Origin of the sequence: Yoonia sp. (genome assembly GCF_017854565.1) — a bacterium.
Lineage (GTDB): Bacteria > Pseudomonadota > Alphaproteobacteria > Rhodobacterales > Rhodobacteraceae > Yoonia.
The window spans coordinates 1-19,031 of record NZ_JAFMHJ010000048.1; the positions used below are offsets into that span (position 1 = coordinate 1).

Sequence of the window (19,031 nt, forward strand, 5' to 3'; positions counted from 1 at the left end):
CCAACCGAAGAAACCCAAGCCTAAATTCCAAAGGCCACTGTCTCAAAGTCGTTGACACGTTCCGGTCAGGCATCCGAAAACGCGTCGAACAATTCTAAAAGAGGCTTTCGATTTTTGGCATGCCGTTCAACAAGCTGCTTTTGCATCTTGCCTGATGGGACCAAACACGCGGTACCCCGTCTGGCATCGGACTGTTCCAGTTCCGGAAATACTGCAAAAATCTTTTTGCGGGATGCAAGGGTCATCGTTTTCAGACCCTCAACGCCCGTATGCAGACTTTCTGTCGGCGTGCCTTCGGCAAACACAACCTCATGCTCATCAAACAGAATGTGGAAATACCGCACATCGGTGGCAGCCTGATCCACAAAAATACCGGGCATTTCGGTCAACTTGATCGCAGCGATCAACACATCATTGACACCAAACATACGTGTGGCGACTTTCGACGATACAAGGATGCGATGTTGGCGCGACACCAGTAGATCCTGCTTGGGTAGGCCATATCCCAATGCGCCGGCCGAGATGCGGATGGGGCGTAAGTTTTCTTGACGCTCCAAGACCGCGCGGCCAAAATAGCGCGACCCGATCCAGCGAATGGGTTTGCCAGCGCCGTCCAATGTTTGCACAATATCGCCGACCCGCAGCGTTTCAACCGCACGGATGCCTTCGGGGGTGGTGATCATCGTGCCGCTTGTAAAACAAACAACGTTAAACACCCCGTCATCGATCCCGATTTCGATACCATCGAAGTTACCATTGTTTGGGCTACCAGCGCCGACAGCACCGATCGATATCACGGGTATGTTGAAAATGATCTGACCAATGCTGCCGTCATTATTCACCCCGCCGGAAATCGTGCCGTCAGAATTGAGAGTATGTGTTGAAACCGTGCCAACATTCGCAAACGTTGCATCACCGCTCGCTACCAAATCCGCAAGGTTGACGACAACGCCGTCTACCAACACATTGTAGAACTCGTTGTTGTCGCTACCCTGAAACGTAATTGACGCGCCGACAACCGGCTCATCAAATGTGACCTCGACGGTGTCTTGGCCCTGTCCACCGATACGTGCTGAGAAATCGCCGTGGTTTGCGCGGTTGATCGTCGTTGCACCGTCGGTCACGGTGTAGTTTACGGTCTGACCGTCAGCATCCGTCAAGGTGCCCGTCTGCCCTTGCGCATAGTTATCGATAACGTCAATGAATGCCATTTGTCTTAATACTCCAAATTATGGCGAAACGCCGTAGTGCTGGGTAAACGATATCAGCCTTGTATGTCAAAGCTCCACAGCATGAGTATCATCGCCCAGAACCGAGGAGTCTGGAGCAATCAGACGATGCGCCTGAAAGATAACAGCCGCATGCAGCACCCTAGAACAATGCTCGATATTCTGCTGCGCAATGAACAAGGTGCGATTGAAGAGGCCCTCCAACCGCACTGACCAACACCGGCGTCCATGTTGGAAGAGATCGTGGGAGAAGCCTAGGGCTATTCTCAAAGGCAATTCAAATGAAGCCGCCCTTCGGGGCGATTGCAGCGAAAGCTCACTTTGTCTAAGGTTTGTGGCTGCTGTCAGCGTGATCTGCAGCGGCGACAAACCTGACAAGGAGGAAAGCGTGGGCTGATCCCGGCGCTATGGGGATTGAGCGTTACGGCTGCATCGTCTGAGGAGCAGAGCGAAGCACAATGTGATGACAGGCAGCGGAGATAAGTCGGTTTTCCCGACAGGACATGGCCGACCAGCGCGCCATCCTAACGCTACTGGCCTGAGGCTGCGCGGGATCTGGTGAGGTGGCCGCACTGACTGGTCCGGTGTCTGCACAAGAAAGCGCCGGTGTTTTGCGTCCTATCATGCGGCGTTCTCCCATGGCGGGGCGCGGGATCTGGGTGTTTGGCCCCGTGTGAAGACCTCAATGACGATCATGGCGCCGCCGCACTTTGGGCAAGGCTGATGGGCATCAAGATCGGTGGGGTTATCACTTTGCCCCTCGACCGAGGTCTGGCGAGGTTCCGGCTCTGCATCGAGCAAGCACCTGATCGTTGCGATCCTGTCACGCCGGATGCCATTTGCGAGGAAGCCCGTGTGGCGGATGCGGTGGAAGCCCGACGGCAGGACATGGATCAGGAAACGGCGGATGAACTCGTCCGTGGGCAGACGCATGGTCTTCATGCGATCACCGCGCTTGATGCGGTAGTCTTTCCAGCGGAAAGCTACGGTGTTGGCATCAGCAATCACGAGGCGGTGGTTCGAGATCGCGACGCGGTGTGTGTATCGGCTCAGATAGGCCAGCACCGCCTCCGGTCCGCCGAAGGAGGGCTTGGCATACACAACCCAGTCAGCTTTGCGCAGTGGCGCGAGATGGGAGGCGAAGGCTCCTGGGTCGGCCAGTCCGGCCAAGGCCCCGCCGAAGGCTCTGATAACAGCATCGACCTTGTGCTGGGCCTCAGCGACGGATCCTCTGACATCGAAAATGCGCTTTATGACACCGCCGTGGCGATTGTGATCAAGGATCGGAAATGCTCGACCAGCTATATCCAGCGCAAACTGGCTATCGGCTATAACAAAGCCGCGCGTCTGGTCGAACAGATGGAAGACGAAGGCGTCGTCAGCAGCGCCAACCACGTCGGAAAACGTGAAATTCTGGTGCCTGAACAGCATCATTAGGGGGCGGATGGGCGCTGGACACCTGCCCAGCACCCGTGGTCGCATCGGTCCGATGGCGGATACGAGCCCAAAGTGGTCAGCATAAATTATCACATCTATGGACGCTAGATTTCACCTGCAGAATCTTTAATGTTTGCGTTCTAAAGATTTGTCTAAACGACATCTTTGATCAAACGCCAGAGGACAGTAACCATGCATCCTACCGAAAAGACCGTACGTCAATTCCATGAATCTTGGGACATGCGCGACCCGGACCGAGGCACGAAAGTAATTTCAGACGATTGCGATTTCGAAGATATTGCACGCGGTGAAAAGCTTACCGGGAAGGAAGCTTACAAGGAGGACTATTTTCGCTGGCGCGAAGCGTTCCCGGATGGGCTTTGTAAGGTCGAGAACGTCATGGTCAGCCAATGCGGCGAATGGGCTACGGTGGAGTTTCGCAACACTGGCACACACACAGGGACACTTCGATCAAGTCTTGGGGACTTCCCGGCAACAGGCAAACGAGCCGAAGTTCGTTACTGCTCTGTGGTGCGCGTCAAGAATGGGATGGTCGTCGAGGGGCGTGACTATTACGACAGCGCCACAATTGCACGGCAGTTGGGACTTGTTGACTTGGGCGATCAGCAAAAAAATGAAGTTTGATGCTTTTTTACGTGTCACGACGGATTCGCAGGAGGGTCGCCTTGTCCCGCATAGCTGACCCGTGAACATTATTCCAGAAATCGGGCGCACCGGCGATAGTCCACGACCCTATTTTCAGTCCACCCAACAAAAAACCCCCGCTGCTTGCGCAACCGGGGGTTAATCGTTTCAACAGTCAGGGATGCTTTACAGCATACCTTCGCGCTGGAGCTTCTTCCGAGCCAGCTTGCGCTGACGGCGGATAGCTTCTGCTTTCTCGCGCGCCTTGCGGACGGAGGGTTTTTCGAAATGTTGCTTGAGCTTCATTTCACGAAAAACGCCCTCACGCTGGAGCTTTTTCTTCAGAGCACGCAACGCCTGGTCGACGTTGTTATCACGAACACTAACCTGCATGTGGTTTTCACCACCTCTCTAAGTTGGATTTGCAAAAATTGCAGGAAGTGGGCACATAGCAAAGGTGCGCTAGTTTGTCTAGTGTTGTACGACATCAGGAGACACGCCAATGATGAACACCCCGATTGATCCCGCCAAGGATAAACTGCTGGATGCCATCCTGCCCCACGTCGCGTTTGATGGCTGGGCGCCGCAGGCTTTTCAGGCCGCCGTGGCCGAGGTGGGGATTGATCCCGCCCATGCCAAGACCCTGTGCCCGCGCGGTGCCGTTGATCTGGCTGTCGCCTATCACCAACGTGGCGACCGGGCCATGGTTGCGGCGCTTGGCGTTGCCGACCTGCGCGATATGCGCTTTCGTGACAAGGTCGCGTATGCCGTCCGTCTGCGCGTCCACGCCGTCGATGACAAAGAGGCGGTGCGCCGCGCCACGGCCCTTTTTGCGCTGCCCCACATGGCGGCCGATGGTGCGAAACTGATCTGGGGCACCGTCGATGCGATCTGGACCGCACTGGGCGATACATCGCGCGATGTGAACTGGTACACCAAGCGGATGACCCTGTCGGGCGTCTATGCCGCTGTGGTGCTGTACTGGCTTGGCGATGACAGTCTGGATGCGCAGGCGACAGACGCCTTTATCGACCGCCGTATCGACGACGTGATGCAATTCGAAAAGGTAAAGGCACAGGTCAAAGACAATCCCCTGTTCAAGCCGCTGACCGGCCCGTTGGGCCGTTTGCTGTCGGGGATCAAGGCGCCAGCGCAAATGTCGCCAATCGACCTGCCCGGTATATGGAAAGACCCACAATGATGATGCAAGCCGTTGAAATCACCCGCCCCGGCGGACCAGATGTGCTGGTCGTCACACAGCGCCCGACGCCCGAACCCGCCCACGATCAGGTGGTCATCAAAGTCGCCTATGCAGGCGTAAACCGCCCCGACGCGCTGCAACGGGCCGGGCTTTACAGCCCACCCGCCGGCGCCAGCGATCTGCCCGGCCTCGAGGCCTCGGGCGAAGTCGTCGCCGTTGGTGCAGGCGTGACCACGCCCAGGGTCGGCGATCAGGTCTGCGCGCTGCTGCCCGGCGGGGGCTATGCCCAATATGTCGCCACAGCAGCGGCACATTGCCTGCCGGTGCCCCACGGCCTGACGCTCAAACAGGCGGCCTGCCTGCCCGAGACGTTCTTTACCGTCTGGTCCAACGTCTTTATGCGCGGGCATCTGCAAGCCGGCGAGCGTTTTCTGGTGCATGGCGGCAGTTCGGGGATCGGGACAACGGCGATCCAACTGGCACGCGCGTTTGGCGCACGGGTGTTTGCCACCGCCGGGTCCGACGACAAATGTGCGGCCTGTGCCGCCTTGGGTGCCGAAGCCACGATCAACTACCGCGACGCGGATTTTGTGGACGTGATGAAGGCCGCACGCGGTGCGGATCTGATCCTTGATATGGTCGGCGGGTCCTACATCCAGCGCAACCTGAACGCTTTGGCCGATGATGGACGCCTCGTGCAGATCGCGTTCCTGCAAGGACCCAAGGTCGAACTGAACCTGATCCAGATCATGACCCGGCGGCTGACGATGACAGGGTCCACGCTGCGCCCGCAATCCGATCTGGCCAAGGCGCGTATCGCCGACCAGCTGCGCCACCACGTCTGGCCTCTGATCAACGCTGGCAAAATCGCTCCGGTCATGGATCAGGAATTTGCGCTGGCCGATGCCGCCGCCGCCCATGCCCGCATGGAAACCAGCGCCCATATCGGGAAAATCGTGCTGCGGGTCGGCTAGGTTACTGGCGCGGCGGGTAGGCTTTGTAGACACCCAACCGCCAGCCAAACGCCAGACTGCCCGCCCGCAGGGCAAAGGTCGCGGCGGCACAGATCAACAGCGCCAGCGGCGTGGCCAGCCCAAACGCCAGTGCCACCAACGCGGCCCCGGCCCCAGCCAGCGCACAGGTCACGTAAAGCTCGCCTTGTTTCAGGACAAGCGGAACTTCGTTGCACACCACATCACGCATCAGCCCCCCAAAACACCCGGTGGTAATCCCCATGATCACGACGATGGCGCGCGGTTGGCCCATGGTCAGCGCCACCGCGACCCCCGCAGGCACCGCGACGGCCAAGGCGCAGGCGTCCAGCCACAGGATCGCGCGATACCGGCTTTCCAGCAGGTGCGCGGTAAAAAACACCCCAAGTGCCGCAGCAGCAGCCACGCCGATATAGGTGGGGTTGGCGACCCAAAATACTGTGTCCCGGTTCAGGATCACGTCACGAATGGTGCCGCCGCCCACCGCCGTCAGGCTGGCGATAAAGACAAACCCGACAATATCCAGCTGCGCCCGGCTTGCCACCAGCGCCCCGGTCAGGGCAAAGACAAAAACCGACGCATGGTCAAGAAATGTCAAAAGGGTCATGGCTTGAACGGCGCCATTCCGGCACGGGCCAGTTCATCGGCGCGTTCATTTTCAGGGTGGCCTGCGTGGCCCTTGACCCACTCCCACGTGACATCATGACGCCCGACGGCCTCATCCAGCCTGCGCCACAGGTCCTCGTTCTTGACCGGCTTTTTCGCCGCGGTTTTCCAGCCGCGTTTCTTCCAGCCGTGAATCCAGCTTGTGATCCCGTCTTTGACATAGGAACTATCGGTGATGATCGTCACTTTGGCGTTCCGCTCAAGCGCTTCCAGCGCCGAAATCGCCGCCAAAAGCTCCATCCGGTTGTTGGTCGTGTCCGCAGCGCCGCCCTTCAGGGCGCGTTCTTTGACAACGGTGTCACCGTTGCGCGCAACCAGCAACGCACCCCAGCCGCCGGGGCCGGGATTGCCCGAACAGGCACCGTCTGTGTAGGCATAAAGATCAGGCATCGGCATCCTTGTCGGCATGCAGCGCCGCAAAAAGGCGCCGGGTTTCAGCAGGCTCCATTTCGGTGTCTTCGGGATCAAAGACAACCACAAAATGGGTGCGCGGTCGGTGAAAGCAGCATGTGACCGTCAGACCACAAGCGGCAGCAGCGACACCACAACGATGGCGGTCAGCAAGCCGCGCAGGTGCATCCACCACACAGGCGCAAGGTCAAGCCGCCAGAAATGCCAGTCCAGCAGCAGCAGGGCGACAAAGCCGACAATCAGGTTCATCGCAGCTGTAGTCGGCCCGCCACCTGTCATGAAAAACGCCCAACGCGCGGGAATGACCGCAAGCACATAACCGGCGGTTGCCGTGCGCCCGCGTGCTTTGGTGGCAAACCCCCAAAGCACGCCGGACATGAACGACAAGATGATTGCGCCATAGAAAAGCTGGACATAAGGCCCGACAAACCGACCGCCAAGCGCCATTTGGCCCCATTGCCCCAGATCGGGGCGCAGGACGGTCAGCGCCCCCCACACAAACGGGATAAGACCGGCAAGACCGAGGATCAGCGCGGAACGGGGAATGGTGTGCATCGCCCAGCCTGGCCTAGACCGTTTCGCGCAGGACGCGCGGCACTTTGAATTCGACGTTTTCTTCGGCGGTGACGACCATCTCGACGGTCACGTCATAGCGGTCGCGGAACGCGTCGATGACTTCGTTGATCAGCACCTCAGGGGCCGAAGCGCCGGCCGTGATCCCCATCGTCGCAATCCCATCCAACGCGCGCCAGTCGATATCCGTGGCCCGTTGTACCAGTTGCGCATAGGCACAGCCCGCCCGCGCGCCGACCTCGACCAGCCGTCTGGAATTTGATGAATTGGGCGCGCCCACGACCAGCATCGCGTCGCATTTGGGCGCCATCGCCTTGACCGCTTCCTGGCGGTTGGTGGTCGCGTAGCAGATGTCTTCCTTGTGGGGGCCGACGATGGCGGGGAACCGCGCGTGCAGGGCGGCAACAATATCTGCGGTATCATCCACGGACAGGGTCGTCTGAGTGACAAAAGCCAGCTTTGCCGCGTCGCGCACGGCCACGGTCGCCACGTCTGCGACGGTTTCCACCAGCAAAACTTCGCCTGCGGGCAACTGCCCCATGGTGCCGATGGTTTCCGGGTGCCCTTCGTGGCCGATCATGATCATTTGCAGCCCGTTATCGGCGTGGCGCTGGGCCTCGATATGGACCTTGCTGACCAGCGGGCAGGTGGCATCGACATAGATCATCTCGCGCGCCTGCGCGGCGGCGGGGACGGATTTTGGCACACCATGGGCGGAAAAGATTACCGGGCGATCGGGGGGGCAATCGTCGAGTTCCTCGACGAAAATGGCGCCCTGATCCCGCAGGCTGTCGACCACGAATTTGTTATGGACGATTTCGTGGCGGACATAGACGGGCGCACCCCATTTGTGCAGCGCCATCTCGACGATCTTGATCGCGCGGTCGACCCCGGCACAGAAACCACGCGGGGCGGCCAGGTAAAGCGTAAGCGGCTGTTTGCTCATAAGTTCCTCCGGCAGTTACCCCAGAGGTAAGCGGTTGCCGGGCCAAGGTCCAGCACCAGATGGCCTGACCGAAACGGGCGCGCGATGCGCACACGACATGTTTTCGCTCACCGCCCGCAGCGGCATCGTCGGCGTCAGGCAGCGACAGCCTGACGCGCTCAAATCAGCTGTCTTCCGCGATTTCGTCGGGCATGTCGGCGCGTGGTTCACGTGCCGGACGCCCAACCACATCGCGCAATTCATCAAGTTCGATGAAATTGTCGGCTTGGCGACGCAGTTCGTCTGCAATCATCGGTGGCTGGCTGCGAATGGTCGATACCACCGACACACGCACGCCCTTGCGTTGCAGTGCCTCGACCAGTGGCCGGAAATCGCCGTCGCCGGAAAACAGCACGACGTGATCGACATAGGGGGCAAGCTCCATGGCATCGACGGCAAGCTCGATATCCATATTCCCCTTGACCTTACGCCGGCCCATGCTGTCGGTGTATTCCTTGGCCGGTTTTGTGACCATCGTGAAACCGTTGTAATTCAGCCAGTCCACCAGCGGGCGGATGGGGGAATACTCGTCGTTTTCAAGCAGCGCTGTGTAGTAGAATGCCCGCACCATCTTGCCGCGCCGCATGAATTCCTGCCGAAGCAGTTTGTAATCAATGTCAAATCCAAGCGACTTAGCCGCCGCATAAAGATTTGATCCATCAATAAAGAGCGCTAATCGCTCGTCCCGATAAAACATAAAATGTCCTTCCGATAATATCGTTCTTGCCGCTGGTTGTCCGTGAGTGGTCTAAACAATGCACCTAACGGTAACATCTATTGTTTTTAGAATGTGAGGCAAGTCACTATTATGCACGAATTCGGCCATTTGACGCTCATTGCCCTTGGTAGCAACGGGTTTCGTGATTTTTGTGACGCTGGGGAAGCTGTCCAAAAGGCTATGTTACTGGTGGCCGGTCTGTCGGACACTCCGGCCCTTTCCAGCCGTCTTTACCGCACCCCTGCCTATCCTGCAGGCGCCGGTCCCGATTTTGTGAACGCCGCGATGGCGATCCGCACGGGGCTTTCGCCCGATGCCGTTCTGGCCCGGTTGCACCGGATCGAGGCCGACGCCGGTCGGGTGCGCACACGACGCTGGGGCCAGCGGACCCTTGATCTTGATCTGATCGCGATGGATGATCGGGTCCTGCCTGATCCGGCGACCCAGACCCGGTGGCGCCGCTTGGCGCCGGACCTGCAACAGCGCGACGCGCCCGCTGCATTGATCTTGCCGCACCCCCGCATGCAGGACCGCAGCTTTGTGTTGGTCCCGCTGGCCGATATCGCCGCCGACTGGCGGCATCCGCTGTTGGGCAAGACCGTGGCGCAGATGCTTGCGGCCCGGCCTGCCGACGAACGCGCGACGGTCGTGGCGTTGGGATGATTCGCACAGGTTTGCGGCTGGGCGATGGCGAATTTCGTGCGGCTGCGGCAAATACCCGCTAAAACACGGTTTTCACATCGCAATCCTCTGGCGTCGCCTCTTGTCAATAGGTAATCAAGGCTCTAGATAGGCCTCTTCCGAAGTGCCCTTTGATTGCTGGAGTACGCCCATGGCTCGCGTCACCGTAGAAGATTGCGTCGATAAAGTTCCCAACCGGTTTGAGCTTGTGATGCTTGCCGCCCATCGGGCGCGTGAAATTGCAGCGGGTGCGCCAATCACCGTCAGCCGTGACAACGACAAGAACCCTGTCGTGTCCCTGCGCGAGATTGCCGAAGAAACCCAGCGCGCCGATGATCTGCGCGAGCGGATGATCGAAGCGAACCAGACCCAAATCGAAGTGGACGAGCCGGAAGAAGACAGTATGTCGCTTCTGATGGGATCCGAAGCCGACAAACCGGCGGATGATGACATGTCCGAAGAGAAACTGCTGCGCGCGCTGATGGAAGCGCAAGGACAACGCTAAGGCCCGGCTGTGCCGGCCTGCTATGGATAGGCACGGGACCAGATGACGACCGCTGATGATTTGATCGCTCTGGTCCGGACCTACAATCCCCGCTTGAACGAGGCGCTTTTGCGCGATGCCTATGTCTTTGGTGCAGAAATGCACGAGGGGCAGTTCCGGCATTCCGGCGACCCATATTTCAGCCACCCCGTTGCGGTCGCGCACATCCTTGCCGAACAGCAGATGGATGACGCCACGCTGATTACCGCGCTGCTGCACGACACGATCGAAGATACCAAAGCGTCTTATGCCGTCGTTGAAAAACGCTTTGGCCGCGAGATTGCAGAGCTGGTGGATGGTGTCACCAAGCTGACGAACCTGCAGTTGAATTCGACCCAGACCAAACAGGCCGAAAACTTTCGCAAACTCTTTATGGCCACGTCACGCGATTTGCGGGTGACATTGGTCAAGCTGGCGGACCGTCTGCATAATATGCGCACGATCAAGTCGATGCGCCCCGACAAGCAGGCCCAGAAAGCCCGCGAGACGATGGAAATCTTCGCCCCGCTGGCCGGTCGCATGGGTATGCAGTGGATGCGCGAAGAACTCGAGGATCTGTCTTTCCGGGTGCTTAACCCCGAAGGCCGCAATTCGATCATTCGCCGGTTCATTACGTTGCAGCGCGAAGCGGGCGATGTGGTGCAAAAGATCACCGCCGATATGCGGGTGGAACTGGAAAAAGCCAGCATTCAGGCCGACGTGATGGGGCGCGCCAAGAAACCCTATTCGATCTGGCGCAAGATGCAGGAAAAGGATCAGGGGTTTAGCCGCCTGTCCGACATTTACGGTTTCCGCATCGTCGTCGCGACCGAGGCGGACTGCTACCGCGTGCTGGGCGCCATTCACCAGCGCTGGCGGGCAGTGCCGGGGCGGTTCAAGGACTACATCAGCCAGCCAAAGACGAACGGCTACCGGTCGATCCACACCACCGTGTCGGGCCGTGACGGTAAACGGGTCGAAGTCCAGATCAGGACCCGTGAAATGCACGAGGTTGCCGAAACCGGGGTTGCCGCGCATTGGTCCTATCGCAATGGTGAACGGGTCGAGAACCGGTTTGCGGTTGATCCGGTGCATTGGATTGCGGCCCTGACAGACCGGCTTGACGACGATCAGGACCACGAAGAATTTCTCGAGGCGGTCAAGCTTGAGATGTACCAAGATCAGGTGTTTTGCTTCACGCCCAAGGGCGATGTGATCAAACTGCCGCGCGGGGCGACGCCGATTGACTTTGCCTATGCCATTCACACGCGCATCGGCGCGGCCTGCGTCGGTGCCAAGGTCGATGGGCTGCGGGTGCCGCTTTGGACCCGTCTCAAGAACGGTCAGTCCATCGAGGTGATCACCGCCGAAGGTCAAACGCCGCAGGTGACATGGATCGACATCGCGGTCACTGGCCGTGCCAAGACCGCGATCCGTCGCAGCCTGCGCGAAGAAGACCGTGAACGATTTGTCCGGCTGGGCCGCGAACTGGCCCGCGTGGCCTTTGAAAACGTCGGCAAACGCGCCACCGAAAAGGCCCTGCGCACAGCCGCCAAGGCGCTGGCGATCGAAGACGCAGAAGAGCTTTTGGCCCGCCTTGGCAGCGCCGAAGTCACAGGCCGCGAAGTGGTCCGCGCGATCTATCCTGAACTGCAAAACAAACACGGCGATGAGGTTGACCAAAACCGCGCGGTCGTCGGTCTGGGGCCCGATCGGGTCCAGCATCGCGGTGCATGCTGTCAGCCGGTGCCGGGCGAACGGATCGTCGGGATCACGTCGCGCGGTCAGGGCGTGATGGTCCACGCGATTGATTGTCAGGCCCTCGCCGACTACGAAGACCAACCCGAACGCTGGATGGACCTGCGCTGGCACGAAGGCACGCACGGCGCCGTCAACACCGTCACCTTTGATCTGACCATTACCAATGGCGCGGGTGTGTTGGGGCGTATTTGCACGTTGATCGGCGAACAGAACGCCAATATCTCCGACCTGCGGTTCATCGACCGGAAACCAGATTACTTCAGGCTGCTGGTCGATGTGGATTTGCGCGACGCAGAACATTTGCACCGGGTCAAAACTGTGCTTGAGGCAGAAAGCAACGTGTCGGCAATCGCGCGGCACCGGGACCCGGCATTGGCATTGGCAGGCCGCGGTTGATCCGCATGGGAAGGAAGACAGGTTTTGGTATTCAAACGCAGGGATAGACGACCGATCTGGCAGATCGTGGTCGACTTTGTCTATCCTCGCGGTGGCTGGGCCCGTGCGTTTGAATACGTCAAACACCGCGTCAGGCGGCTGCCCGATACCCCCGAAAAAATATCGCGCGGGATTGCGGCGGGCGTTTTCACGACGTTCACGCCATTCTACGGTTTGCATTTCCTTGTCGCCGCGGGCACCGCACGGCTGCTGCGCGGCAATATTCTGGCATCACTGCTGGCGACGTTCTTTGGCAACCCGCTGACCTATGTGCCGATTGCGGCCACTTCGCTGGCCACTGGGCATTTTCTGTTGGGCACCCGGCCCGCGACCGCTTTGCATGTGTCGCTCGGGGCCAAATTCGGCGGCGCCGGGCGCGACCTTTGGCATAATCTCAAGGCGATCTTTACCACAGAAACAACCGATTGGCACCGTCTTGCCGTATTCTACGACGAGGTGTTCTTGCCCTATCTGATCGGTGGCATCATTCCGGGCATCATTGCCGGTATATTCGCATATTATCTGTCGGTGCCGGTGATCAGCGTCTATCAGAAACGCCGACGCAAGGTGCTGCGCACCAAGCTTGACCAGCTCAAGAAAAAGCCGGCTCCCGCCAATGACGACACGGGTCTGTCACACTAGTTTTAACTCCAAAGGGGATTTCCGATGACACCCAATAAACTGCGTCTTGGCATCAATATTGATCACGTCGCCACCGTGCGCAACGCACGCGGCGGTGCCGCGCCTGATCCGGTGCGGGCTGCCCTGATGGCGCAGGCCGCAGGTGCCGACGGCATCACCGCACATCTGCGCGAAGACCGGCGCCATATCACCGATGTCGATATCGAACGTCTGGTGGACGCGCTGACCGTGCCGCTGAACTTTGAAATGGCCGCGACGCCGGAAATGCAGGCGATTGCCCTGCGGCACAAACCCCATGCGGTCTGCATCGTGCCCGAAAAACGCGAGGAACGCACCACCGAAGGCGGGCTGGAAGTGGCGCGCGAAGAAAATGCCTTGGCCCATTATATCGCGCCCCTGCGCGACGCCGGCTGCCGGGTGTCGATCTTTATTGCCGCCGACCAGCGCCAGATCGAAGCCGCCCACCGGATCGGCGCGCAGGTCATTGAACTGCACACCGGCGCCTATTGCGATGCAGACGCCGAAGGGCGGCTTGATGCGCGTGACAAAGAGCTTGGGAAACTGACCGAGATGGCCGAATTCGCCCATGACCTTGGTTTGGAAGTCCACGCGGGCCATGGCCTGACCTATGATTGCGTCACGCCGATTGCCGTGCTGCCGCAGGTCATGGAACTGAACATCGGCCACTTTTTGATCGGCGAGGCGATCTTTCGCGGGCTTGGTCCCGCCATTGCCGAAATGCGGCGCCTGATGGACGCAGCGCGCGCGTGACCCGGGGCGCGCTGATCCCGACCGCTCTGGAACGCCGCGCAATGCGATCGGTGACCGATCACGCACGGGCCTTGGCCGAAAAAGGGCGCGATATCGTTTTCACGGCAGCGATCATCAAAGACGGCGCCATCATCGCCGAGGCGCGCAACGAGGTTGGCGAGACTGGCGATGTCAGCCGCCACGCCGAAGTCGTGGCCATCGCGAAGGCCACAGCACGCACCGGGGACCGCGACCTGTCTGGTGCCACGCTGATCGCGTCCTGCCAACCTTGCGAAATGTGCCTGTCTACGATGCGCTGGGCGCAGATCGACCGTGTCATCTTTGCCGCCCAGCAGGAAAATACAGACCCCGCGTTCTTTCGGTTTCCCAAGCTGAACATCCGCGATTTTCACGCCGCTTGCGATGGCGCGTTTGACTGGCACGGCGGGCTGGACGAAGACCGGGTGCGCGCCATCTACGCGCCGGGTGCGGCATGATCCGGCATATCGTGATGCTCGCCGTGCCGCCGCGCCACGACGCGGCCAAATTGGCTGAAGTCATGCACGGGCTGTCCGACCTGCGGGACGCAATGCCGGGGTTTACGGATTTTGAACACGGACCCAACCGCGATTTCGAAGGCAAGTCGTCGCAGTTTCCCTACGGCTTTATCTGCACCTTTGCCGATGCTGCCGCCGTTGCCGCCTATGCCGCTGATTCCCGCCATCAGGCGCTGGGCGCGCAGTTGGTGGCGCTTTGCTGCGGCGGGGCAGACGGCATTCAGGTGGTGGATATTGAAATCGGGGTGCCCCAATGATGGTGCCGCCGCGCCCGATGATTTGTACGTACGTTGCCTGTACGCAGTCTGTACGCAGTATTGCTTGCCTTTTCAGGAGGATATCATGATTTTGGGCGTCGGCACCGATCTTGCCAATATTGAACGGATCGCAGGCACGCTTGCCCGCTTTGGCGACCGTTTCCGCAACCGGGTTTTTACCGAAATTGAACAGGCCAAAGCCGAACGGCGCAAAGACGTGGCCGGGACCTATGCCAAACGCTGGGCCGCAAAAGAGGCGTGTTCAAAGGCGCTTGGCACGGGCCTTGCCATGGGCATTTCATGGAAGGACATGTCGGTCTCCAACCTGCGCAGCGGCCAACCCGTGATGGCCGTGACCGGCTGGGCCAAAGACCGCCTTGACGCGATGACCCCACCGGGCCACGAGGCGATTATCCATGTCACATTGACCGACGATCACCCATGGGCACAGGCCTTTGTCGTGATCGAAGCCCGTCCCATCGCTTGACAGCACCTGCCCACGCTATCATGTAGCCCCAAACCATCTAAAGGATCAGGCAATGGCCGAAAAATCAGGCTTTATTGGCGGCGTGGCCGAAACGTTCAAGACCGTGTTCTGGGCTTTGCTGATCGCAGGCGCGTTCCGCACGATATTTTTCCAGCCGTTCTGGATCCCGTCCGGCTCTATGAAAGACACATTGCTTATCGGGGATTTTCTGTTCGTGAACAAGATGGCCTACGGCTATTCCTACGCATCGTGCCCGTCGGTCCGGGTGCCCCAGTTGGGCATTGATGTGGGCGCTGATGATCTGTGCGGCGTGTTCAAGGGCAGCAATGAAAGGCTTTTTGGCTCTGAACCAGAGCGTGGCGATGTCGTTGTCTTTCGCCATCCGGTCACGGGCCGCGACTTTATCAAGCGGCTGATCGGCCTTCCCGGTGATCGTATTCAGATGAAAGACAGCCTGCTCTACATCAACGATGTGCCGGTCAAGGTCGAAGACGCCGGTATCTTCGTCGAAACGATGGAACCGCAGGGGCCGCTGGGGCAACAGCCGCAATGCGCCAATGGCGCGGTTGGACGTGGCGCAGTTTGTGAAAAGCCCCGGCAGACCGAAACACTGCCCAATGGGGTTAGCCACGACATTCTGGACATCGGGCCGCGCGGTGCCGACAACACCGGCGTTTTCACCGTGCCCGAAGGGCAGTTTTTCTTCATGGGCGATAATCGCGACAATTCGACCGATAGCCGCTTTGCGCAGGAACGCGGCGGGGTCGGCTTTGTGGATCGCAAGGATATCGTCGGTCGCGCGGATCGGGTCATATTCTCGTCTGCCGGACGGTCGATGTTGGCGTTTTGGACATGGCGCAGCGACCGTTTCTTTAAGGCGATCGAGTGAAACTGTCGGCAGACCTTTCAGCATTTTCCATCCGGCTTGGCTATCGCTTTGCCAAGCCGGAAATATTGGTGCGCGCGGTCACGCATTCGTCCATGGTCAGCCCGCATCGGGACGACAATCAGCGGCTGGAATTCCTGGGCGACCGGGTGCTGGGTCTGGTGATGGCCGAGGCTCTGCTTCACGCTGACCCAGGTGCCCCCGAGGGGCTGCTTGCACCACGCTACAACGCGCTTGTCCGGCGCGAAGCCTGCGCAGATGTCGCGCGTCAGCTTGATCTGGGTGCGGTGCTGAAGCTGGGCCGCTCCGAGATGAAATCAGGGGGGCGCCGCAAAGAGGCGCTGCTTGCCGACGCAATGGAGGCCGTGATCGCGGCGGTCTATCAGGATGGCGGTTTTGATGCGGCGCGGCAGGTTATCCTGAACAACTGGGGCGCCCGAATCCACGATGTTGCCGAAGACGCCCGCGACGCCAAGACCGCGTTGCAGGAATGGGCGCAGGCGCGGGGCGAAGTACCCCCGCTTTATATCGAAGTGGCCCGCACTGGACCTGACCATCAACCTGTCTTTACAATAGAGGTACGCCTTGCCTCTGGACCATCCGAAAAGGCGACCGCCGGGTCCAAACGTCAGGCAGAGCAAGCCGCTGCTGCCGCTCTTTTAGAGAAAGTCGACACATGACTGATGCCCCAACCAAAGCTGGCTTTGTCGCACTGATTGGTGAACCGAACGCGGGTAAATCCACGTTGCTGAACCGTATGGTCGGCGCGAAAGTGTCCATCGTTACCCACAAGGTGCAGACGACACGCGCCCGCATCCGGGGCGTCGCGATGGACGGCAACGCGCAGCTGATCTTTATTGACACACCGGGTCTGTTCAAGCCCCGCCGCCGTCTGGACCGCGCCATGGTTGCTGCGGCCTGGGGCGGTGCGGCGGACGCCGATGTGGTTGTCTTGATGATCGAGGCACACCGTGGCATGTCCGAAGGCGTCAAATCAATCCTGGCCAACCTTGCGGACCGGACCGGCAAGACAAAGGTCGCGCTGGCGATCAACAAGATCGACAAGGTCAAATCGCCCGCCTTGCTGGCCCTGACCCAAGAAATGAACGAGGCGTTTCCTTTCGCTGAAACCTTCATGATCTCGGCTGAAAAGGGGCATGGTTGCGACACCCTGCGCGCCTGGCTGGTGGAACAGATCCCCGAAGGGCCGTTCCTGTATCCCGAAGATCAGATCGCAGACCTGCCGATGCGCATGATTGCCGCTGAAATGACCCGCGAAAAGCTGACACTGCGCCTGCATCAGGAACTGCCGTACGAGCTGACAGTGGAAACCGAAAACTGGGAAGAACGCCCCGACGGGACGGCCCGAATTGATCAGATCGTCTATGTCGCCCGCGATGGGCACAAGGGCATTGTTCTGGGCAAAGCCGGCGAAACCATCAAATCCGTCGGCAAGGCCGCGCGGGTTGAATTGGAAGAATTCCTTGGTCGCCGGGTCCACCTGTTTTTGCAGGTCAAGGTGCGTCCCAACTGGCTTGAGGAGTCAGAGCGGTATTCCGAAATGGGTCTCGACTTCAAAGACGGTAATCTGTGAGACTGACGGCCGACATATGGGTGTCGGCCTATCTGACGCGGCTGCGCCTTTGTGAAATCCCGGCCTTTGTCGTCCAGCGTGGCGACAGCACGGCGGGGGCTGTTCTGGTCAAGCTCAATACGCTGGACGGGCGCGCAACCTGCTATCAGCGCAGCTTTGATGTGATGACCGGTGATCGGAAATGGATGGTCTTGGTCGCAGGAGAAGAGCGTGACATCGATGCCTCCATCGCCAAGCAACGCGGCTTTGACCCTGATCTTTGGGTAATCGAAGTGGAAGACCGCGAGGGCCGGCATCTGTTGGATCAGCCGGGCTTGGAATAAATTACATGTGCGGGGCGGGTAAATTCTTCGTAGTCAGCTAAGAATTTACTTTTCGTTAACAGCAATGTTGGATGTTGTGCCTTGCGGTACACGCTGGAGAGCCGATGACCGTGGGTACGTGGGTACCACTTTCAATGAGGCAAGGTGATCACTATGTTCATCTTGCCTCGATATCCTTGCTACCGTTCCGATGTCTAGCGCGGCGCATCCACACTGCCCCTTGCCACGGCGGTGCAACCTGTCTGATATGGCGGGTATGACGGACAGCATCCTCTCATGATCGAATGGCGCGACGACGCGGCCTTGCTGGCCACGCGTCCCTTCGGGGAGACCTCTGTCATCATCGAGGTGTTCAGCGCCACCCATGGTCGCCACGCGGGCGTTGTGCGGGGTGGCACCAGCCGCAAGGTGGCCCCGATCCTGCAACCGGGCGCGCAATTGTCAGTCACCTGGAAGGCGCGGCTGGACAGCCACATGGGCGCGTTCACGGTCGAACCTATCCGCAGTCGCGCAGCTGTCGCGATGGGTGACCGCATGGCGCTGGCGGGGCTGAATGCGGTCTGTGCATTGCTTGTGATGGTTCTGCCTGAACGCGAAACGCACCCGCCGCTGTACGACCGCACCATCGCGCTGCTGGACCTGCTGGGACAGTCCGACATCTGGCCGTTGGCCTATCTGCGGTGGGAACAGGCTCTGCTTGACGAAATGGGGTTCGGTATGGACCTGTCCGCCTGTGCTGTGCGTGGCACCAACGAAGAGTTGATCTATGTCTCGCCCAAATCGGGCCGCGCGGTCAGCCGTCAGGCGGCCGGTGAATGGGCGGATCGGATGCTGCCGCTGCCGCCGGTGTTGGCCGGGCAGGGGGATGCATCCAACGCTGAAATCCTGCGGGCGCTGGGGACCACGGGTTTCTTCATCGAACACCGCCTGATCAAAGGGATGGGGGACCGTCCCATGCCCGCCGCACGGGTCCGGTTGCTAGAGGCGATCGCGCGGCAGGGCGGCTAGACGGTCATGTCGCCGATCAGATGGTCTGCGGCAGCGACGATACCCCTTCGCGCCTGACGCAGCCAGCGTCCAACGTGGCACGGGCGCGGCTATTGTCGATCTTCTCGTGCCCCCCCAATGCCGGAACAATCGACCGGATCGCCCGACCAAAAAGGCCCAGCAGACGCGCCACAAAATGCGGGTCACGATCTTGCGATCCCGTCCATCACCGTGTCCCATCCGCCATCCGCCATCCGCCATCCGCCATCCGCCATCCGCCATCCGCCATCC

Annotated in this window: 24 protein-coding genes and 2 pseudogenes; 18 read left to right on the forward strand and 8 right to left on the reverse strand. The window is 59.7% G+C overall.

From position 1 onward, the window contains the following. Positions 1–65: 65 nt before the first annotated feature. Positions 66–1,211, reverse strand: coding sequence for a Hint domain-containing protein (locus tag QZ196_RS14780; protein WP_296427766.1), 1,146 nt, complete (start codon positions 1,209–1,211; stop codon positions 66–68). A gap of 81 nt (positions 1,212–1,292) precedes the next feature. On the opposite strand from QZ196_RS14780, the gene QZ196_RS14785 reads away from it, so the two are divergent. Continuing rightward, positions 1,293–1,442, forward strand: coding sequence for a hypothetical protein (locus tag QZ196_RS14785; RefSeq protein WP_296427770.1), 150 nt, complete (start codon positions 1,293–1,295; stop codon positions 1,440–1,442). Between the two features lie 408 nt (positions 1,443–1,850). Here the strand turns inward: QZ196_RS14785 and QZ196_RS14790 are convergent. Further along, positions 1,851–2,393: pseudogene (locus QZ196_RS14790) on the reverse strand (transposase); the annotation flags it as partial. Between the two features lie 6 nt (positions 2,394–2,399). On the opposite strand from QZ196_RS14790, the pseudogene QZ196_RS14795 reads away from it, so the two are divergent. Next, positions 2,400–2,666 (forward strand): annotated as a pseudogene (locus QZ196_RS14795) (DNA translocase FtsK); the annotation flags it as partial. 192 nt (positions 2,667–2,858) lie between these two features. Beyond that, entirely contained in the window at positions 2,859–3,311 is a 453-nt protein-coding gene (locus QZ196_RS14800; protein ID WP_296427773.1) for an ester cyclase, read from the forward strand. Between the two features lie 186 nt (positions 3,312–3,497). On the opposite strand, the gene rpsU is transcribed toward QZ196_RS14800, so the two are convergent. After that, positions 3,498–3,704 carry a 30S ribosomal protein S21 gene (gene rpsU / locus QZ196_RS14805; RefSeq protein ID WP_100367708.1) on the reverse strand — a complete coding sequence of 69 codons (207 nt, stop codon included), beginning with the start codon at positions 3,702–3,704 and terminating at the stop codon, positions 3,498–3,500. Between the two features lie 109 nt (positions 3,705–3,813). Between rpsU and QZ196_RS14810 the strand changes: the two genes are divergently transcribed. Both QZ196_RS14810 and QZ196_RS14815 read left to right on the forward strand, forming a co-directional pair. Then, positions 3,814–4,512, forward strand: coding sequence for a COQ9 family protein (locus QZ196_RS14810; protein ID WP_296427782.1), 699 nt, complete (start codon positions 3,814–3,816; stop codon positions 4,510–4,512). Next, on the forward strand, positions 4,494–5,486 hold the full coding sequence (locus QZ196_RS14815) for an NAD(P)H-quinone oxidoreductase (RefSeq protein ID WP_296427784.1): 993 nt from the start codon (positions 4,494–4,496) through the stop codon (positions 5,484–5,486). Before QZ196_RS14810 ends, QZ196_RS14815 begins: the two co-directional genes overlap by 19 nt. 1 nt (position 5,487) lies before the next feature. On the opposite strand, the gene QZ196_RS14820 is transcribed toward QZ196_RS14815, so the two are convergent. The 5 genes from QZ196_RS14820 to QZ196_RS14840 all read right to left on the reverse strand — a co-directional run bounded on the left by QZ196_RS14820 (position 5,488) and on the right by QZ196_RS14840 (position 8,836). Next, complete coding sequence (locus QZ196_RS14820) at positions 5,488–6,111, reverse strand: trimeric intracellular cation channel family protein (protein ID WP_296427785.1); 624 nt, start codon at positions 6,109–6,111, stop codon at positions 5,488–5,490. Further along, positions 6,108–6,560: a ribonuclease HI gene (gene rnhA / locus QZ196_RS14825; protein ID WP_296427787.1), complete on the reverse strand. Its 453-nt coding sequence runs from the start codon at positions 6,558–6,560 to the stop codon at positions 6,108–6,110. The genes QZ196_RS14820 and rnhA overlap by 4 nt, the downstream gene beginning before the upstream one ends. A 126-nt stretch (positions 6,561–6,686) precedes the next feature. After that, on the reverse strand, positions 6,687–7,136 hold the full coding sequence (locus QZ196_RS14830) for a DUF3429 domain-containing protein (RefSeq protein ID WP_296427789.1): 450 nt from the start codon (positions 7,134–7,136) through the stop codon (positions 6,687–6,689). A 13-nt stretch (positions 7,137–7,149) separates the two neighbouring features. Continuing rightward, the gene (gene ispH, locus QZ196_RS14835; protein WP_296427792.1) at positions 7,150–8,100 is read right to left on the reverse strand and encodes a 4-hydroxy-3-methylbut-2-enyl diphosphate reductase; all 951 of its coding nucleotides are present in this window, start codon (positions 8,098–8,100) and stop codon (positions 7,150–7,152) included. A gap of 163 nt (positions 8,101–8,263) precedes the next feature. Beyond that, positions 8,264–8,836 carry an NYN domain-containing protein gene (locus QZ196_RS14840; RefSeq protein ID WP_296427794.1) on the reverse strand — a complete coding sequence of 191 codons (573 nt, stop codon included), beginning with the start codon at positions 8,834–8,836 and terminating at the stop codon, positions 8,264–8,266. A 93-nt stretch (positions 8,837–8,929) separates the two neighbouring features. Here QZ196_RS14840 and folK point away from each other — a divergent pair, with 93 nt between their 5' ends. The 13 genes from folK to recO all read left to right on the forward strand — a co-directional run bounded on the left by folK (position 8,930) and on the right by recO (position 18,761). Further along, the gene (gene folK / locus QZ196_RS14845; protein ID WP_296427799.1) at positions 8,930–9,520 is read left to right on the forward strand and encodes a 2-amino-4-hydroxy-6-hydroxymethyldihydropteridine diphosphokinase; all 591 of its coding nucleotides are present in this window, start codon (positions 8,930–8,932) and stop codon (positions 9,518–9,520) included. 169 nt (positions 9,521–9,689) lie between these two features. Next, on the forward strand, positions 9,690–10,043 hold the full coding sequence (rpoZ, locus tag QZ196_RS14850; RefSeq protein ID WP_296427802.1) for a DNA-directed RNA polymerase subunit omega: 354 nt from the start codon (positions 9,690–9,692) through the stop codon (positions 10,041–10,043). Positions 10,044–10,085: 42 nt separating this feature from the next. Continuing rightward, on the forward strand, positions 10,086–12,218 hold the full coding sequence (locus QZ196_RS14855) for a bifunctional (p)ppGpp synthetase/guanosine-3',5'-bis(diphosphate) 3'-pyrophosphohydrolase (RefSeq protein ID WP_296427803.1): 2,133 nt from the start codon (positions 10,086–10,088) through the stop codon (positions 12,216–12,218). Positions 12,219–12,242: 24 nt separating this feature from the next. Beyond that, positions 12,243–12,899 carry a DUF2062 domain-containing protein gene (locus tag QZ196_RS14860; protein ID WP_296427805.1) on the forward strand — a complete coding sequence of 219 codons (657 nt, stop codon included), beginning with the start codon at positions 12,243–12,245 and terminating at the stop codon, positions 12,897–12,899. A 24-nt stretch (positions 12,900–12,923) separates the two neighbouring features. Further along, positions 12,924–13,670 (forward strand): pyridoxine 5'-phosphate synthase, encoded by a 747-nt coding sequence (locus QZ196_RS14865; protein WP_296427807.1) that lies wholly within the window; start codon positions 12,924–12,926, stop codon positions 13,668–13,670. After that, complete coding sequence (locus QZ196_RS14870) at positions 13,667–14,146, forward strand: nucleoside deaminase (RefSeq protein WP_296427810.1); 480 nt, start codon at positions 13,667–13,669, stop codon at positions 14,144–14,146. The genes QZ196_RS14865 and QZ196_RS14870 overlap by 4 nt, the downstream gene beginning before the upstream one ends. Further along, positions 14,143–14,463 carry a Dabb family protein gene (locus QZ196_RS14875; protein ID WP_296427812.1) on the forward strand — a complete coding sequence of 107 codons (321 nt, stop codon included), beginning with the start codon at positions 14,143–14,145 and terminating at the stop codon, positions 14,461–14,463. The genes QZ196_RS14870 and QZ196_RS14875 overlap by 4 nt, the downstream gene beginning before the upstream one ends. 85 nt (positions 14,464–14,548) lie before the next feature. Then, the gene (gene acpS, locus QZ196_RS14880; protein ID WP_296427813.1) at positions 14,549–14,950 is read left to right on the forward strand and encodes a holo-ACP synthase; all 402 of its coding nucleotides are present in this window, start codon (positions 14,549–14,551) and stop codon (positions 14,948–14,950) included. A 52-nt stretch (positions 14,951–15,002) separates the two neighbouring features. Continuing rightward, on the forward strand, positions 15,003–15,839 hold the full coding sequence (gene lepB / locus QZ196_RS14885) for a signal peptidase I (RefSeq protein ID WP_296427816.1): 837 nt from the start codon (positions 15,003–15,005) through the stop codon (positions 15,837–15,839). Next, the gene (gene rnc, locus QZ196_RS14890; protein WP_296427818.1) at positions 15,836–16,516 is read left to right on the forward strand and encodes a ribonuclease III; all 681 of its coding nucleotides are present in this window, start codon (positions 15,836–15,838) and stop codon (positions 16,514–16,516) included. The genes lepB and rnc overlap by 4 nt, the downstream gene beginning before the upstream one ends. Further along, positions 16,513–17,430: a GTPase Era gene (gene era, locus QZ196_RS14895; protein ID WP_296427820.1), complete on the forward strand. Its 918-nt coding sequence runs from the start codon at positions 16,513–16,515 to the stop codon at positions 17,428–17,430. Before rnc ends, era begins: the two co-directional genes overlap by 4 nt. Then, on the forward strand, positions 17,427–17,753 hold the full coding sequence (locus tag QZ196_RS14900) for a DUF1491 family protein (protein WP_296427821.1): 327 nt from the start codon (positions 17,427–17,429) through the stop codon (positions 17,751–17,753). The genes era and QZ196_RS14900 overlap by 4 nt, the downstream gene beginning before the upstream one ends. A gap of 276 nt (positions 17,754–18,029) precedes the next feature. Then, positions 18,030–18,761: a DNA repair protein RecO gene (gene recO, locus QZ196_RS14905; protein ID WP_296427823.1), complete on the forward strand. Its 732-nt coding sequence runs from the start codon at positions 18,030–18,032 to the stop codon at positions 18,759–18,761. Positions 18,762–19,031: the final 270 nt, after the last annotated feature.